Source organism: Streptomyces avidinii (genome assembly GCF_045161815.1).
GTDB lineage: Bacteria > Actinomycetota > Actinomycetes > Streptomycetales > Streptomycetaceae > Streptomyces > Streptomyces avidinii.
In genome coordinates, this window is sequence record NZ_CP108863.1 from 3,071,400 (window position 1) to 3,088,842 (window position 17,443).

11 protein-coding genes are annotated in these 17,443 nt (G+C 71.5%); 7 read left to right on the forward strand and 4 right to left on the reverse strand.

Going from position 1 to position 17,443, the window contains the following annotated elements:
• The first annotated feature begins 114 nt into the window (after window positions 1–114).
• Genes OG373_RS13235 through OG373_RS13245 form a run of 3 tightly spaced genes read left to right on the forward strand, consistent with a single transcriptional unit; the run spans window position 115 to window position 4,312 of the window.
• Window positions 115–1,326 carry a glycosyltransferase gene (locus OG373_RS13235; RefSeq protein WP_397732625.1) on the forward strand — a complete coding sequence of 404 codons (1,212 nt, stop codon included), beginning with the start codon at window positions 115–117 and terminating at the stop codon, window positions 1,324–1,326.
• Window positions 1,323–3,089, forward strand: a complete 1,767-nt coding sequence (locus OG373_RS13240) for a lipopolysaccharide biosynthesis protein (RefSeq protein ID WP_397732548.1) — start codon at window positions 1,323–1,325, stop codon at window positions 3,087–3,089. The genes OG373_RS13235 and OG373_RS13240 overlap by 4 nt, the downstream gene beginning before the upstream one ends.
• The gene (locus OG373_RS13245; RefSeq protein ID WP_405438366.1) at window positions 3,086–4,312 is read left to right on the forward strand and encodes a hypothetical protein; all 1,227 of its coding nucleotides are present in this window, start codon (window positions 3,086–3,088) and stop codon (window positions 4,310–4,312) included. Before OG373_RS13240 ends, OG373_RS13245 begins: the two co-directional genes overlap by 4 nt.
• Before the next feature lie 121 nt (window positions 4,313–4,433).
• On the opposite strand, the gene OG373_RS13250 is transcribed toward OG373_RS13245, so the two are convergent.
• A complete protein-coding gene (locus OG373_RS13250) occupies window positions 4,434–5,957 on the reverse strand; it encodes a hypothetical protein (RefSeq protein WP_405438367.1) in 1,524 nt (507 codons plus the stop codon).
• A 120-nt stretch (window positions 5,958–6,077) separates the two neighbouring features.
• On the opposite strand from OG373_RS13250, the gene OG373_RS13255 reads away from it, so the two are divergent.
• The 4 genes from OG373_RS13255 to OG373_RS13270 all read left to right on the forward strand — a co-directional run bounded on the left by OG373_RS13255 (window position 6,078) and on the right by OG373_RS13270 (window position 13,218).
• On the forward strand, window positions 6,078–6,617 hold the full coding sequence (locus tag OG373_RS13255) for a WcaF family extracellular polysaccharide biosynthesis acetyltransferase (RefSeq protein ID WP_405438369.1): 540 nt from the start codon (window positions 6,078–6,080) through the stop codon (window positions 6,615–6,617).
• Entirely contained in the window at window positions 6,614–7,726 is a 1,113-nt protein-coding gene (locus OG373_RS13260) for a glycosyltransferase (protein WP_405438371.1), read from the forward strand. Before OG373_RS13255 ends, OG373_RS13260 begins: the two co-directional genes overlap by 4 nt.
• 850 nt (window positions 7,727–8,576) lie before the next feature.
• The gene (locus OG373_RS13265) at window positions 8,577–10,226 is read left to right on the forward strand and encodes a phospholipase A2 (protein WP_405438372.1); all 1,650 of its coding nucleotides are present in this window, start codon (window positions 8,577–8,579) and stop codon (window positions 10,224–10,226) included.
• Window positions 10,227–10,419: 193 nt separating this feature from the next.
• The gene (locus OG373_RS13270; protein ID WP_405438374.1) at window positions 10,420–13,218 is read left to right on the forward strand and encodes a S8 family serine peptidase; all 2,799 of its coding nucleotides are present in this window, start codon (window positions 10,420–10,422) and stop codon (window positions 13,216–13,218) included.
• A 105-nt stretch (window positions 13,219–13,323) separates the two neighbouring features.
• Here OG373_RS13270 and OG373_RS13275 read toward each other — a convergent pair whose 3' ends face one another.
• The 3 genes from OG373_RS13275 to OG373_RS13285 all read right to left on the reverse strand — a co-directional run bounded on the left by OG373_RS13275 (window position 13,324) and on the right by OG373_RS13285 (window position 17,200).
• Window positions 13,324–13,542, reverse strand: coding sequence for a DUF6458 family protein (locus tag OG373_RS13275; protein ID WP_189972963.1), 219 nt, complete (start codon window positions 13,540–13,542; stop codon window positions 13,324–13,326).
• Between the two features lie 108 nt (window positions 13,543–13,650).
• Window positions 13,651–14,325 carry a hypothetical protein gene (locus OG373_RS13280; protein WP_405438376.1) on the reverse strand — a complete coding sequence of 225 codons (675 nt, stop codon included), beginning with the start codon at window positions 14,323–14,325 and terminating at the stop codon, window positions 13,651–13,653.
• 97 nt (window positions 14,326–14,422) lie between these two features.
• A complete protein-coding gene (locus OG373_RS13285; protein ID WP_405438378.1) occupies window positions 14,423–17,200 on the reverse strand; it encodes a LamG-like jellyroll fold domain-containing protein in 2,778 nt (925 codons plus the stop codon).
• Window positions 17,201–17,443 lie beyond the last annotated feature (243 nt).

Consider the following 17,443-nt stretch of genomic DNA (forward strand, 5'->3'; position numbering starts at 1 on the left):
GATTAGCAGACAATAGCGTGCACGTTCCGCACCACGTTGGTGAACGAATAGGGTGACGTGCGCATCATCCAGGGGAGAAGGGGACGCTCAGTGTCCAGATCCGGTCACCGGCGCATGCTGCTGGTTTCCACCAATTACGCTCCGGAGCACGCGGGGATCGGCCCGTACGCCACCCAGATCGCGGAGCACTGGGCGGATCTCGGTCACGAGACCCACGTGCTGGCGGGCATGCCGCACTACCCGGCGTGGTCGCTCGAACCGGAGTACAAGGGTGCCTTCCGGCGCACGGAACAGCGGGCGGGCGTGACCGTGCACCGGCGCGCGCACACCGTGCCGCCGCGTCAGACCGCCGTGAAACGCGCCCTTTTTGAAGGATCGATTCTGCTGCACGGCGCCGTGGCCCCGCCCCGGATGCCCAGGCCCGACGCGGTCCTCGCCCAGATGCCCAGCCTGGCCGGCGGGGTGCTCGCCGCCCGGCTCGCGGCCCGGTGGAAGGTCCCCTACATCCCGGTCGTCCAGGACCTGATGGGCGCCGCCGCCGCGCAGAGCGGGATCAGCGGCGGCGACAAGGCGGCCGCGATCGCCGGCCGCGCCGAGGCGTACGCCCTCAAGCGGGCCACCCTCGTCGGCGTCATCCACGAGACCTTCGTGGACCGGGTCGTCGGCATGGGCGTGGACCCGAAGAAGATCCGCCTCGTCCCCAACTGGTCCCACGTGTCCGTGCCCACCAAGCCGCGCGGGGAGACCCGCCACCACCTGGGCTGGGCACCGGGCGAGACCGTCGTCCTGCACTCCGGGAACATGGGCCTCAAGCAGGGCCTGGAAGTCCTCGTGGGCGCCGCCCGGCTGGATCCGAGTGTCCGCTTCGTCCTGATGGGCGACGGCAGCCAGCGGGCGGCTCTGTCCGAACTCGCGGCGGATGTACCGAATCTGGACATCATCCCCCCTGCCGCTGACGGCGAGTTCCCGGATATCCTCGCCGCGGCGGACGTTCTCGCGGTCACGCAGCACGCCGCCGTGCTGGACATGAGCGTCCCGTCCAAGCTCACTTCCTACTTCCAGACGGGCCGGCCGGTCGTCGCCTCCGTGGCGGCGGAAGGCGGGACCGCCCAGGAAGTGGAACGCTCGGGCGCGGGGGTACTCGTACCCCCGGAGGATCCGGAGGCCCTGCTGAAGGCCGTCCGGGCCCTGGCCGAGGACCCGGAAGGCGCGGACGCACTGGGAGCGGCCGGACCCCGCCACGTGGCGGCCCATCTGAGCCGCGAAGCGGGCCTGGCCCGCATCGACGCACTGATAGACGAAGCACTTGGGGGACCCCGGCCGTGATCGAGACGAACCGCCCTGCAGCGGCACCGGCCGACGACGAACCCGATCTCCTCAGGGATCAGTTCCGGCAGCTCCTGCGCTACCGCAGGCTCATCGGCGCGGGCATCGGGATAGGCCTGCTGGGCGGCGTCTACCTCGGCATCTCCACGGCGGACACCTATGTCGCGACCGCCGACGTCGTCCTGCGCGCGCCCACCGACGACCCGTTCAACCCCAGCCTCGCCCCGGACAAGGCGATCAACATCGGCTCGGAGCGCCAGGTCGCGCTCAGCTCCTCCATAGCCAACGAGGCGGCGAAGAAGCTCGGCGTGGGCGCGTCCGGCTTCGCCGCCCTGCGCAGCGGGCTGCAGGTCACCAACCCGCCGCAGACCATGGTGCTGCGCTTCACGTACACCGCGGACTCCCCCAAGGAGGCCGCCAAGCGCGCCAACACGATGACCGAGGCGTACCTGCTGAAGCGGCAGGAGGCCCTCGACGCCACCCGCGACAAGATGGTCAAGGGGTACAAGGAGCAGCGCGACCCGATCGCCAAGCAGCTCGACGAGCTGTCGAAGGAGATCGCCCGGATGCCTGCCGGCGCCGGACGCGACGCCGCCAGCTCCTCCAAGACCGACCTGCAGAGCGAGGTCGGCGGCTACAACACCAAGATCACCAAGCTTGAGGCCCTGGACATGACCCCGGGCCGCGTCACCAGCGCGGCGACCGCGCCCACCGCCACCGACGGCCCCGGCATCATCATGTCGCTCGCGCTCGGCGCGGCCGTCGGCCTCGCACTCGGCCTGCTGGCCGCCTGGGTCCGCCTCGTCTTCGACCCGGCGCCGCGCTCCGAGGGCGACGTGGCCCGGGCGCTGCGCGCACCCGTCCTGGGCTACCTGCCCCGGGACCGGACGGGCGGCGGACCGCTGCTCGCCGCCGGCGAGGCCGACCCCCGGCTCGCCGAGGAGTACCGCTCGGTGGCCTTCCGCCTCGCCTACGACGCCCGCTTCGCCGACCGGCGCCGGCTGCTCGTCGTCGCCCCGCGCGGCAGCAGCGAGACCGCCGCCGCGGTGGCCGTGAACCTCGCCGCCTCCTTCGCGGAGACCGGCAAGGACGTGCTCCTCATCGAGGCCGACCTGCGCACCCCGGTCCTGGCCAGCCAGCTGCCGACGGACGCCGGCGGCCGGCCGCGCTGGAGCCAGACCCCGGGCAGCCCGTCCGCGGGCGGCCGTCACTCGGACACCGAATGGCCCGACGGACGCCAGCTCGTCGTGGACGCCGGGGAGTCGGGATCCTTCGACCTGATCCCCGGCGAGCGGGCCCGCAACGTCCCGCGCGCGCTGACCTCGGCCCGCGCCACCCGGCTGATCTCCGAGGCCGACTCCCCCAACGCCACCGTCGTCGTGCTCGCGCCGCCCGTGCTCTCGTACGCCGACGCCCTCGCGCTCGTCGACCGCGTCGACGGCGTCCTGGTCGTCTGCGACCCGCGCGCCGTGCACCGCACCGACCTGTCCCGGATCCGCGAGCTGATCAGCGGCGCCGGCGGCACCGTGCTCGGCGCCGTGCTGCACGCGCCGCTGCCCGGCGAGAAGCGCGGCCGCAGCAAGGACAAGGGCGGCCCGGCTCCGGTCGGACCCGGCGCGGGTCCCGGGACCGCCGCCAAGTCCGGCAAGCCCGTGCCGCAGCCGCAGCCGATCCCGTACGAAGTGGCCGAGCCCGAACAGCACATCCCTGGTGACGGCACCGACACCGTCGCGCTGCGCACCGTCCGCATGGGCCGCAGATGAGCCGACGCGGCCTCGCCGCCGTCGCGTCGGTCCTGGACCAGGCCGCCTCCAGCGCCACCAACATCCTGGTGCTGGTGCTGGCCGCCCGGCTGTCGTCGGCGGCCGGGTTCGCCGACTTCTCCATGGTGTACGTGACCTTCAGCGTGCTCCTCGGACTGAACATGGCCTACGTCGGCCAGAGCCTCGTGCTGCAGAAGGGCGAACAGCTCGGCGCCGAGTGCCGCTCCGCCGTGGGCTTCACCGCCGCCGCGTCGGCCGCCGTGGGCGCGCTACTGCTGCTGGTGGGCCTCGCGCTGGCCGGGGCCACCGGGACGGCCTTCCTCGCGCTGGGCCTCGTACTGCCGTTGGTGCTCCTCCAGGACGGCCTGCGGTACTGCTTCTCCGCGCTGCGCGCCCCGGAGCGGGCGCTGGCCGCCGACGCGCTGCGGCTGGTGTGCGTGGTCGCGGCGCTGGCGGTGCAGCCCGACGGGGCTTCGGCGGGGCGGCTGGTGCTGGTGTGGGGGCTGTCCGCGCTGCCCGCGCTGGCGGTGGGCCTGTGGCTGCTGCGGCCGTACGTCCGCGGCGCGCGCGCGGACCTGCGGCCCTACCTGCGGCGGGGTCACCTCGGGCAGCGGTTCGTGGTCGAGTTCGCCGTGGGCAACGGCTCCAGCCAGCTCGCCGTACTGGGCCTCGGCGTGTTCGCGACACCGCTGGCCGTCGGCGCGCTGCGGGGTGCGACCACGCTCTTCGGGCCGCTGAACGTGCTGTTCAACTCGGCGAACGCCTTCGGGCCGCCGCTCCTCGGGCGCCTCGGCGGCAAGCGCGCCACGGTCCGGGCCACGGCCGCGCTGGGACTCGTACTGGCGGGGGTCGGCGCGGGCTGGGCCACGGCCCTGTACCTGTTGCCGGACCGGCTGGGACGGGAACTCCTCGGCGACACCTGGGCGGACGCCTCCGCGCTGCTGCCGGCCACGGGGGCGCAGTACGCCGTGATGGGGCTCGGTACGTGCGCCCTGCTGACCCTGCGGGTACTGGCCCCCAAGGCCACGCTGTCCCTGCAGGTGGTCTTCTCGCTGCTGTCCGTGGGGCTGTTGCTCGGCGGGTACGCGGTGTGGGGGGTGGCGGGCGCCGCGTGGGGCCTGGCGGCCGGCTCGGCCCTCAAGGCCCTGGCCGCCTGGTGGCGCGTCACCCGCCTCCCGGCCGCCGCCGGCTCACGGGACACCGAGCCCGTGGCTGCCGCCTGACCCGCTCGCGCGGAACGATGAGCCCCACCGGACCGCCGTGACCACTGCGCGGGCTTCTCTCCCCGCCCCGCCCTTCACCGTTCCCCGGGCGGAGCCCGGCTACCGCGCGAGCCGTCACGGCCTAGCGCAGGGTGGTGGACTTGTCCGTGCGGTAGGTCGCGACCAGCGCGAGGCAGAGGGCCGCGATCGCCACCCGCCCGGACGCCTGGAGCAACGGCCCGCGCAGCAGGATGAACGAGTAGCCCGCGACCAGCGGGACCACCACCGAGATCAGGCTGCCCGGCGGACTCCGCCGCGTCGCGCGTTTCGCGTAGCGCCGGTCGACGCGCGCCGAGGCGTACCCCATGCCCAGCAGCCCCGCGCCCATGCCCAGCGGACCGAAGTCGAGCCACAGCTCCGCCCAGATCGGCGAGGAGAGGTTGGTGTTGACCGTGCCCATCCACTGGCCGACCATCACGCCCGTGTCCCGCGGCTTGCCGGGCCACACCGCGCGCGGCACCGCGAAGAAGATCGATCCCGCGAGCTGGCGGCCGTAGAAGTGGCCGGGGCCGGAGTTCGAGAAGGTGATGGTGTTGGCGAACATACCGATCTGGTCGTAGTCCTTGAGGGCCATCGGCTCCAGGAAGGACGTGGTCTCGACCGGCCGGTAGTTCTTCTCGTCGTAGCGGAAGCGGTCCGCGAACGGGAAGATCAGGAGCGCGACGACCACCGCCATGGACAGTGCGACCCGGTACATCGCCGCGCTCACCGGGAAGACGGTGAACAGCAGCGCGAACATGACCGTCAGGAACCAGTACCGCGGGTTCGAGATCGGGTTGTTGACGATCAGGTTGAGGCCGGCGAGAGCCGCCCACGTGACGATGACCGACACCTTGCGGCGGGCGAACTTCGAGGTGATCAGCCAGCGGGTGTACAGGAGCAGCGCGAGCAGGGCCGGTACGGTGCCGAAGCCGCGCAGCAGGGCCTGGCCGGCCTGGCCGTCGCCGTTGGAGACGCCCGCCTCCTCGATGCCGGCGATGATCTCCTGGCGGCTGGAGAAGAAGACCGCGGGGCCGCCGAGCTTCATGATGAAGACGGCGCTGCACAGGAACGACAGGCCCGTCAGGAGCTGGAGCCGGCGCCGGTGCGCCATGACGGGCTTCGACTCCTTCTGGGAGCCGCCCGCCCGGCCGGTCGGCCGGTGCCGGGCCAGCAGCACGCCGACGTCGAAGGCCGTGCAGCCGAGCAGCACGAGTCCGACGGCGACGGTCAGGTCGGAGCGCGGGCCGACGACCGGCGTGGGGACCTGGCCGAGGACGGCCTGCGCGAGCGGGGCCACCCCCATGGCCATGTAGACGAAGAGCCAGAAGGAGCCCTGGAGGAGCTTGCGGCGGCTGGTGAGGACCATCGCGGAGAGCCGGGCGCCCGCGTACATGGTGAGCAGCAGCTGGAGCCAGAAGGCCGCGTCGCGGGCGCCGGCGCCCGACTGGAGCGCGACGAACAGCGGCAGGAAGACGGTGAATCCGAGGGCCAGCGGGACGGACAGGGCGCGCGAGAGGAGGGTGCGCGGAAGGGTGGCCCGGCCCCACAGGCTCTCGTCCTCGAAAGGGGACGGAACGGGCTGCTTCGCGGGTGCCGTGGAGGGCTTGCGTATGTCCGTCGTCACTGCCGCCCCCACCCGATGTGCCTGGTCCGCGCGCAGTCTAGTCTGAGCGGGCCACGCCCGGGGAGGCCGCGGCGCGGGGGTCCCCCCGGACGGAGTCCGGGGAGCAGATGGGGGCGACAGTTGCGGGATCTTCCTTCCTTCACGCTGGCCGGGTACGACAAGGGGCGCGGGCTGCTGACGCAGGCGCTCTGGTTCGCCGTCATGAACACGCTGTTCATGAGCTGGTTCTGTCCGGCACGGCTGCGGGTGGCGCTGCTGCGCGCCTTCGGGGCGAAGATCGGCGAGGGCGTACTGATCCGGCACCGGGTGCGGGTGCTGTGGCCGTGGAAGCTCGAGGTCGGGGACCACACCTGGATCGGTGAGGGCACCTGGCTGCTGAACCTGGAGCCGGTCACCATCGGGGCGAACGTGTGCGTCTCGCAGGAAGCCATGCTGTGCACCGGTTCGCACGACCACCGGGCCGCCGACTTCCGCTACCGCAACGCGCCGATCGTGGTCGAGGACGGCGCGTGGGTGGCCGTACGGGCGACCGTGCTGGCCGGGGTCACCCTGGGGCGCTGCGCGGTCGCGGGCGCCGGTTCGGTGGTCCACAAAAACCTTCCTGCACTGACCCTGCAGACGATGGACGGGCAGCGCCGCCCGGTCGAGGAGCCCAAGTGAGAGTCCTGCACGCCGTCACGCTCCACTCCCCCTCGCACGCCTTCGGCGGTCCGGTCCGGGTCGCGCTGAACCTGGCGAAGGGGCTGCGGGCCCGGGGTCACGAGGCGCGGCTGCTGGCGCTCGGCGAGGGCTTCGAGGAGTGGCCGACCGACGTGGAGGGCGTTCCGGCGAAGCTGTTCCCGGCACGCCGGCTGCTGCCCCTGGGCTTCAGCGGGATGACCTCGCCGGCCCTGCTGGCCTCGGCCGGCCGGCTGGTGCGGGACGCCGATGTCGTGCACGTCCACCTGGCGCGTGACCTGGTGACGCTGCCGGTGGCCCTGGCGGCGCTGCGGGCGGGCAAGCCGCTGGTGCTGCAGACCCACGGCATGGTGGACCCGAGCGAGAAGCTGCTGGCCAAAGTGCTGGACGCGGTGGCGGTACGCCGCCTGCTGCGCGGCGCGGACGCGGTGCTCCACCTGACCCCGCACGAGCGGGAGGGGCTGGACGCGGTGGTCGGCGCTCCGCTGGCGCAGGCGGTCCGCCTGGTCAACGGCACCCCGGGACAGGAGGAACGGCCCCCGCTGAGCGGCCCGCCGCGCATCCTGTACTCGGCGCGCCTGCAGGCCCGTAAGCGGCCGGTGGACTTCGTGGACGCGGCCCCGGCGGTCCTCGCCGCCCACCCGGACGCCCACTTCGTGGTCGCGGGACCGGACGAGGGCGAACTGGGCGCCGTACGGGCCCGGATCGGGACTCTGGGCCTCATCGACCGGTTCACCGTCCCGGGGGCCCTGTCCAGCGCGGAAGTACTCACCGAACTGCGCCGGGCCCACGTCTACGTGCTGCCGTCGGTGGACGAGCCGTTCCCCATGTCGGTACTGGAAGCCCTCTCCGTGGGCGTCCCCGCGGTCGTGACCCACTCCAACGGCCTGGCCCGCGACATCGCCCGCAGCGGCGCCGGCCACGCCGTCGACCCCGGCCCGGCGGGCGTCTGCGCCGCCGTCCTGGACCTGCTGGACCCGACGGCGAACCAGAGGGCCTCCCGCGCCGCCCGCGAACTGGCCGCACAGTCCTTCTCCATGGACGCCGTCCTGGACACCCTCCTCCCGGTCTACGAGGGCATCCGCCGCTGAGGACCGCGGCCCGCATCGACACGGTGCGGGCCATGCCTCCATCCGCACGGGAGTCCCCCTGCGCAGCGGCCCGGCCGGCCGCGCCGCCCCTGCCGCCCGCACCGCAACGTCGCGCCGATCGGCGACTCCTCGTACCCCTCGTCGCCCACCGCTCCGCAGCCGTGCACGAGGTCCGCCGGCGCGGCCTGTCGGCCGAACCCGCCGTGCACGGCGGGAGGAACCGGCTGCCCCGACCGATGGGGTTCCGACGACTTTCATCAACCACCCCGAACGGCCTGGAGATTGCTAATGCAATGAGAGAGGCGATCGGCGCGAGGGGCGGCGAACCAGAGGTGCGCGCCGTTCAATGCCTCCCGGAGAGGAGGCGTTAGGGTCGCTTTAGCCTGGTTTAAGGCGGTTGAAAGTTGATCAGATCCCTTCTGGCGTAAGTGTCTGGTAAGTGATCAGAGTCACTCAGGCCAAGCCCTGGATCTTTATTATTTGCTATCGCCAATGTTCTTTCAGGAGGCTGTGCGTGCCCTGGCGAGGGTCGCTCCGGCCTCGTCGAGCGGCGTGTCCCGACCATGTGGCGCAGGGCTCGCGGGCCGTGCGTTGATCGACATCGGCGCCGGTCGGAGGGGTCGGCGATCGGGGTCGGGGTTTCCGTCATGCGCACAGTTTGGGGCGGCGGCCTGAGCACCGCATGAGTACTTGTACTCAGTCGTGTGCGGGCATTCGGCGGCGGTAGCGGACTTCACGGGAGCAAGCGCGGGTCTGCTGAGTCCGCGTCAGACATGCCTTGTGGACGTGATCGACAGGCGTCTACTGTCCGCAGCGATCACCAGCCAAGAACGAACACGAGGGGGGACTCGTGCGCAAAATTGCGCTTCCTGCCATCGCCGCGCTGTCACTGACGCTGCTTCTGCCGCAGCAGTCCGTGGCGGTCGCGCCCGCCCAGCAGGCGACGGCCGCCGCGGCCGAGATACCTGACCAGCCGCAGGCCCAGGGCACGCTGTCCACGATCGGCCCCGGTCAGTACTCGACCGAGGACAAGACCTTCCAGGTCGCCGAGAACGACGTGGACGCGGCCCTCATCGGTCGCCGCCACACCGTCGCCGCGCAGCCCGACGGTGGACTCGCCAAGCCCGAGTCCGCGCCCGACACGCGCCCCGAGATGGGCGTCTTCGGCCCCAGTTGGGAAGCCGAGTTCGTCGGCGGCCAGCTCAACCGGAAGCTGGAGCAGAAGGGCGACAGCATCGTCGTGACCGACCTCGGGGTCGACGAGAAGATCACGTACGCGCTGAAGTCGAGCCTCGACTACCCGGACGGGGGTGGCGTGAAGAAGTACGCGACCACCGACGGGTCCCAGGTCACGGCGACCTCCAAGTGGAACGACGCCACCGGCACCATGGTGACGTCCATCGTCGAGGTGCTCGGTGTCGACCTCACCGCGGTCGCCTCGGGCGACGACGCGTTCACCGACGCCTCCGGCAAGCCGATCCCGGCCGCGGACCTCAAGCCCACGTACAAGTGGCAGCAGGCCGCGACCGGCACCGACAAGTGGCGGGTCACCAGCGTCGGCAACAACGTCTACGCCACCACCGTGCAGTACGACGCCCAGGGCCGGGTCTTCAAGATCTCGAACCCCGCCGCGGGCGAGCGGCTCGCGACGTCCACCGCGGTCACCTACGCGGCCTCGACCACCGCCGCCGGCACCTCGTTCGGTGACTACACGGGCCGCGTCAAGCAGATCACCGTCACCGAGGGCGCCACCACGCAGACCCTCGCCCGGTACGCCTACGACTCCTCCGGTCTGCTGCGCACCGTGACCAACCCGAGCGAGGCCGCCGAGCCGCAGGCCACCTACGCCTACGACGCGACCAAGCGCCTCGCCGACATCAGCTCGCCCACCAACGGCAGCTGGGACCTGAGCTTCGCGGCCGACTCCGCAGCCCCGACCGCCACCCTCGACGGCGAGGCCCTTCCGACCCCGGGCCTGCCCGTCGAGGGCGACGCCCCGGCCGACGGCTCCGGCCTCACCACCCCGCCGCCCGCCTCGGACTTCCCCGGCGGCGAGATCACCGACCCGACGTCCTACCCGTCGAAGTGCAGCTGGGCGCGGCACTGGATGTACTACTGGAAGACCGGCTGCACCTCCAAGGTGGCGCACTACGGGTGGTACTCGCCCAAGTGGGAGCAGACCAAGACCGGCTACTGGGTCCGGGGCATCAACCACGACCACTGCACCACCGCGCCCGACAAGCCGCTCGGCTACAACTTCATCCCCGCCTGCGACATGCACGACTACGGCTACGGCCTGATCGGCAACTCGTACAAGGGCTACAGGTACTACCTGTCGCGCAACAAGGGCCTGGCCGTGGACGCCGTGTTCTACAGCACGCTCTACAGCAAGACCTGCCCCGGCTACTTCTTCAAGAGCACCTGCCGCTCCCTCGCCAACACGTACTACGGCGCGGTGACGATCTTCGGGCGGGCCAAGAACGGCGCGAACGCCACCTGATGACGGGCGCGGACTCCTGATGTTCCCTCGCACGGCCTCCTGAGGTCCACGCCCTTGGGAGGGGATCGGGCCGGGTGGCGCCGCAGCAGCGCCGCCCGGCCCCGTCACACCCCATCTCTTCCCCCATCTCCACGGGTCCGGCCATGTCCGCCCGTCCACGGGCCATGCCAGGCCCCCTGCTTCCCGAGGCACCATGAAGAAGAAGATCTGGGTCACGGTCGTCGCCGTCGCGATGACCACGACCCTCGGCGCGATACCGGCCCGGGCCGCCGCGCCGACGGGCGTCCCCGACGCCGTCAAGTCCGCGGTCCCGGGCGGGATCGTCGACCCGCCGTTGTACGCGCGGGCCGCCGACGCCGGCACCATCCGCGTCAACGTGCTCACCAAGAGCCGCACGGACATCCCCGAGGCCGCCGCCGCGGGCGAGACGAAGCAGGACTTCGAGTCGCTGCCGGTGGTCACGCTCAAGGTGGACAAGGCGGGCCTGGACCGGCTCGCCGCCCAGCCGGGCGTGGTCTCCGTCACCGAGGACAAGCCGGAGCCGGCGTCCCTGGACGAGAGCATCCCGCTCATCGGCGGTGACGCCGCGGCCAAGGCGGGGAAGACCGGAGCGGGCACCGCGATCGCCGTTCTGGACACCGGTGTCGCCACCCAGCACCCGTTCCTGAAGGGCCGTATCAAGACCGAGGCCTGCTTCTCGCCGATCGATCCGGATCTGGGCGCCACCAGCCTGTGCCCGGGCGGCGCCGCCGAGCAGGAGGGTCCCGGCTCCGCCGACAGCGACTCCGGGCCGTGCGCGACCCTGACCGCCTGCGACCACGGGACCCATGTGGCCGGCATCGCCGCGGGCAAGGGCACGGGTGCCACCGGGGCCCCGAAGACGGGTGTCGCCCCCGACGCCGACATCATCGCGATCCAGGTCTTCTCGCAGTTCAACACGGCCGATTCCTGCGCCGGCGAAGTGCCCTGTGTCGCCAGCTTCCCCAGCGCCCAACTCGCCGCCCTGGAAAAGGTGTTGAAGATCAAGCAGGCGGGGACACCGGTCATCGCGGCGAACCTGAGTCTGGGTGGCGGCCACTACACGGCCGCCTGTGACGCCGACCCGCGCAAGGCGGCCGTCGACAACCTGCTCGCGGCCGGTGTCGCCACCGTGATCGCGGCCGGCAACAACGGGTACGCCGACGCGGTGAGCGTCCCCGGCTGCATCTCCTCCGCCGTCACGGTCGGCTCCACCACCGACGACGACGAGCTGTCCACCTTCACCAACCGGGGCCCGCTGCTCGACCTCTTCGCCCCGGGCACGAGCATCGTCTCCTCGGTGCCCGGCGGCAACTACGCCTCCAAGAGCGGCACGTCGATGGCGACCCCGCACGTGGCCGGCGCCTTCGCCGTGCTCAAGCAGGCCTATCCCACCAAGAGCGTCGCGGACCTCACGGCCCTGCTGAAGAGCAGCGGCCGGCCCGTCATCTACACGGGAGCCACCACCTCCCGGATCGACCTCGGCGCGGCGCTCGGCGGCGGCGGCAACACCCCCAAGCCGGTCGGCATGACCGACTTCAACGGTGACGGCGCCGAGGACATCGCGATCTCCGACACCCAGGCCACCGTCGGCACGAACGCCAACGCCGGCCTGATCCGTGTCGTGTACGGCGCCGGCAAGGGCACCGCGGAGCTCAGCCAGGACCTGGACTGGGTGCCGGGCGGCTCCGAGAAGGACGACTACTTCGGCGAGAGCCTCGCCACCATCGACTGGAACAAGGACGGCTTCACCGACCTGGTGGTCGGCACTCCGAGCGAGGCCATCGGCACGGCCTCGAACGCGGGCAAGGTCGACATCCTGTACGGCTCCGCGGGCGGCCTGGGCGCGGGCACCCTCAAAGCCACGACCTTCGAGCAGGGCGCGGGCACCGGGGCGATCGCCGCGTCGGCAGCCGAGGCCAATGACCGGATGGGGCAGTCCCTCGCGGCGGCCGTCAACGACGCCGGCCGGCCGTACCTGCTGATCGGCTCGCCCGGCGAGGCCATCGGCACGCTCACCGGCGCGGGCACCGCCTTCTACGTGTACGGCAACACGAGCCTGACGATCAGCCAGGAGAAGCCCGGCGTCCCCGGCGACCCGGAGAAGGACGACAACTTCGGCCTCGCCCTGACCGCGGACGCCAACTACATCGCCATCGCCTCCCCCAACGAGGCGCTCGGCACCAAGGCGAAGGCGGGCGGTGTCGTCATCTTCGACGCCAACGCGTTCGACGCCGACGGCCGCCCGGCCCCGCTGGCCGGTCTCGACCAGGACAGCGCCGCCATCTCCGGTGACGCCGAGGCGGGCGACCAGTTCGGCTACGCGGTGGCCATCGCACCGTTCCGGCCCACGGGCTCCCCGGCCCCGACCGAATCGATCCTCGCGATCGGTTCGCCCGGTGAGGGTGTGGTCGTGGGCACCGAGAACCGGCTCAACGCGGGCCGTGTGGTGCTGATCCGGATCAAGGCCGACGGGAGCTGGAGCTACCTGCGCGAGCTGAAGCAGGGCACCGCGGACGACGACGTCTCCGGCACCTCCGAGACCGGTGACCGCATGGGCGAGACGCTGACCGCCGTCAACACCGCCCCGGGCTCGGTGAGCACCGTGGCCTCCATGCGGCTCGCGGTCGGCACGCCCGGCGAGGCGCTCGGGACCGCGACCAGGGCGGGCGCGATCCACACGTTCTCCATGGCCGGCTCGGCCGGACCCAACGACCGCTGGATCGAGGCGGGCGACGGCGACGGGATCCCCGGGACACCCGGGGCCAACCAGCAGCTCGGCAAGAACATCCACCTCACCGCGACCAAGCTGTACGTGGGGATGCCCTTCGGGCCGAACGCGGCCGGTGCGCTGTACGCGCTGCCGATGTCCAACGTCACCCAGGGCGGGGCGGTCGCTCCCGTGACCACCTACAAGCCCGGCTCGGGTGGCCTGCCGGCCAACGGTGTGGCCTTCGGGTACTCCGCTCGCTGATGCGGTGAACGGCACGCTCGTCCGCCGGGGCCCCTGTGAGGGGCCCCGGCGGACGAGCGTGCCGGCCATGCAATCGGACGCCTGCGCACAGCGGCGTCGGATGGGTCAGATGACATCGCGGCGGTGTTCCTCCACCACCGGGATGGCGCCGCCCGCGGTGCGGCGGCGCTTGTAGATGCTGGTGTACACGGCGAGACCGATGCCGCCGACCGCCATCATGATCAGGCCGACCAGGTCGAGGTCGACGCTCTCCAGCTCCCAGTCGCTGGCGAAGGTGAGGATGGCACCCACCACGATCAGGACGATGCATCCGCCGATGCCCATGGGTCCGCCTTCCGCTGTCATGGCTGTGACCGCGCGGGTACCCCGGTTGCGGGTACGAAAACGCCCCCGGGGGCCGGGAGTCCGGTCCTCGGGGGCGTCGGCGTTCGGTTACGCGGGGATCCAGGCGTAGCAGCCCGAGGAGTTGAACTCCGCGGTGCCCGCCGGGATCGTCGCCGTGATCTTGTCGCCCGCCTTGGGCGGGGTCTCGGGGCCCGAGGCGAGGACGGAGCCGTCCTTGCCCTTGGCCTCCCAGGTGCAGTTCGTCGCCTGGGTCAGCGCCCGGTAGTTGCCCGCCGCGGGCGAGGTCCGGGGGCCTTCCGCGAAGCCCTTCTCCGCCGCGGCGAGGATCGGCTTCTGCTCCGGGCACAGGAGGTTGATCGCGTCCTTGGCGCCCGCGATCTCGCCGGTGATGACGGCGCCGGTCGCCGCGTCCTTGTCGCGCTTCGCGGTGCGCGCCACCCGCTGGCAGGCGTCCTGGCCGGTCTGCAGAACGGCCGCCGGGTCCATCTTCTCGGGGACCCGACCGCTCAGGTACTTCTTCTCCTCCGCCGTGAAGCTGCCCGTCTTCGGGGTGATCTTCGCGTCGGGAAGGACGGGGCCCGTCGGCTTCGCGTCGGCCGCGGAGCCCGACGGCTGCGGGGTGTCCGCGGGGTCGGGGGCCGCCGACGAGGCCGGGGGCTTCGGCTTGGCGCCGGAGTCGGCCTTGTCCCCGCCCGAACTGCAGGCGGTGAGCGTCAGGGCGGCGGTCAGCAGGACAGCAGCCGCTGCGGAGCGTCGGTACATCGGATGGCTCCCGTACTCAAGGGGGTGTACAAGCGGGGCCCGGCCACGTAGAGCCGGGCCCCGCACGCCGTAAGGCGGTTGTTCGGGTCTTCGTCGCTTACTTCGCGCCGAAGGTGAGGACCAGCTGCGGAGTACCCTCCGCCGCCGTGGCCTCGGCGGACCAGATCCACAGCGGGTCGGTGCCCGTGCTCGTCAGGCCCAGGCTGTAGCTGCTGCCCAGCACCGCGGAGAGCGCGGTGGTGTCCAGCTCCACGTTGTGGACCGCGGAGCCGTCCGGCACGCCCGTGATGCTGCCGAGCGGGGTGGTGCCGAGGGTGGGCTTGGTGTTGAAGGTCGTGCCCGCGCCGGTCCAGGTGCCGCTGACCGGGACCACCTTCACGGTGTCGGCGGTGCCGGCGCCCGTCTGGGTGGTGGTCTTGATCTGCAGCGAGGCGGACTTCAGGACCTGGCCGGCCGGGGCGGCCGGCAGGTTGAAGCGCAGGTACGACTCGTACAGCGAGCCGCTGCCGCGCACCGCGAGCGAGGTGGACGTGCCGTAGGCGGTGCTCGGGGCGCCCTGGTTGATGTAAGTGTCCTCGGTCGTCTTGACCGCGGAGACCGTGTCGGTGGGGGCCTTGGCCAGGTCGAAGTGGTTCTTGACCTGGGCCTGGGTGAGCGCCGACGGGTAGACGGCCGTCTCGTCGATCTGGCCGGCGAAGAAGTTGCTCGTCGGGCGGGTCGGCCAACCGGAGAGGTTGTCGCCGCCGACGTGCCAGTAGCCCGCGTAGGTGGTGTTGCTGGTGGCGTTCAGCGTGCCCTTGTTCTGGCCGTCGACGTACAGCGTGATGCCGCCGGGGCCCTGGGTGCCGACCACGTGGTGCCACTTGTTGTCGTTGTACGTCTCGAACAGGCCGGTGGAGACCGTCCGGGCCGAGCCGTTGTAGACGCCGAACACCAGGCGACCGGTGTTGGTCAGGTAGATGTGGCGGTCGTGCGAGCCGCTGTTGCGCGTGGTGTTGTTGCCGAAGCCGACCAGCTTGCCGCCGCGCGTGGTGTTGGTCTTGAACCAGGTCTCGATGGTGAAGGTGTTGCCGACCGACTGACGGCGGTCGCTGTGCACCTGCTGGCTGGTCCCGTTGAAGCCCATCGCCGTGCTGCCGGAGACGGCGCCGGGCGACTGCTTCAGGGCGGGGGCGTTGACCTGGATGCCGCTGCGGTTGCCCGACACCGAGGAGTCGGCGACGTACGGGCTGACCGCGTCGTCGTAGCGCCAGTACAGGTCGGCGCCGTCGGTGCGGACCTGGTTCGGGTAGGACTGGACCGAGGTCGGGACCGTCACCGAGGTGGTGGCCGACAGGGCGCTGGTGTTGCCGGCGGCGTCGGTCGCGGTCACGCGGTAGGTGTAGCTCTGGCCCGCCTTGACCGTGGTGTCGTTCCAGGAGGCCTGCGGGCGCTCCCACTCCAGCGAGCTGGCGGTGACCGTGGCGGCCGGGGTGGCCGAGCCGTTGCGGTAGATGCGGTACGTCAGCTTGCTGTCGTCCGCGTCGTAGCTGGTGCGCCAGCGGACCTGGGCCTCGCCGGGCTTGACGCTGGAGGCGCTGGCCACCGGGGTGGTCGGGGCGCCGACGTCGCCGGTGGAGGCGAAGCGGGTCAGACCCTGCTGGGCCTTGCCGTTGATGAGGGTGAACTCACCACCGACCCACATGTACTTGACGTCGTTCTTCTCGGCCACGGACATGACGCGCGGGCCGATGCCCTCGCCGAGGCCGTCGTTGGCCGTGGGGTGCCAGCCGAGCTTGCCGGGGCCGCGCACGAATCCGTCCACGGGCGCGGGGGCGGCGCCTTCGTGGTTGGTCGGCTGGGCCAGCAGGAAGTTCCGCTTGCCGTCGGGGAACTCCAGCTCGGTGGAGCAGTCGTGCGCGTGCGAGGAGCTGTAGAGCACTCCCTCGTACGGCAGGACGTACTGGGTGGCGCCGAGGCAGCGGTCGCGCCACTTCTCGGTGAAGTCACTCAGGCGCAGGCCGATGCGGCCGTCGAAGACACCGCCGCCGGAGCCCTCGTGGCCCGTGTAGAAGCCGGTGTCGTCGGTGGAGATGTCCTTGACGACCGAGTTCGACGGGATGTTGCTGTACGTCTTGGTGACCGCACCCGTCGTGGCGTTGACCACGGCCAGGGCGTGGCTGTTGGAGTTGTTGACGGTGAAGAAGTCGCCACCGAGGAGGACGTTCTTGCCGTCGGGGGTGACCTCGACCGCGCGGCCCGGCTCGTCGACGTTGGCGACGAAGGGCTTGAGCGCACCGGAGGAGGCGTCCACGGCGGCGAACCGCTCGCGGGTCTGGCCGTCGACGGTGTTGAAGTCGCCGCCCGCGTACAGGGTGTCGTCGGTGACGGCGAGCGCACGCACGGTGGCGGGGAAGCTCGGGTGGAACGATGCCTTGGGGGTGCAGCTCGCGATGTCGATGGCCGCGAGGCTGGAGACCGGGGTCCCGTTGACCGCACCGAAGGAGCCGGCCGCGTAGAGGGTCTTCTTGTCCTTCGAGACGACCAGCGCACGCACCGTCGCGGAGCCGTCGCCGATGGTGAAGGCCAGCTTGCAGGAGGTGGGGTTACCGGTCGCGGCGTCGAGCGCGACGAAGTTCACGGCGTCCTGCTCGGCTCCGGCCGCGCCCTCGGGCGGGCGGACGGCCGAGAAGGTACCGCCGGCGAAGACGGTTCCGTTGGCCTGGGCCATGGCCCAGACGATGCCGTTCGGCTGCCAGGTGGGCAGCTCGTCGGCGGTGAATGCCACAGGCGGCGTGATGGCGGACGCCTGAGGCATCAACACCAGGCCTATACCGGTACCCGCACCGGCCAGTGACAGGACGAGGGCAGCAGTCAGCCCTCTGGATCTACGCATGAGCCCCCCAGGGCAATCGCCCGGTTTGATGGCTGGAACTATCCGAACAGCCATATGTACTGGCGCAGACTAGGGCTCATCTGAAGGCCCGGTCACCTCTCTTGACCCATTGCATACCAAGTTGGAATCAACAGGTTCAACATGAGGGTGCACAAGGGACATACGGCAGGTTTACCCCGGCCATACCCACGCAGAGCTGCGCCGTATGGCCGGAACACGGCAAACCTAGGGGAAATATAAGGC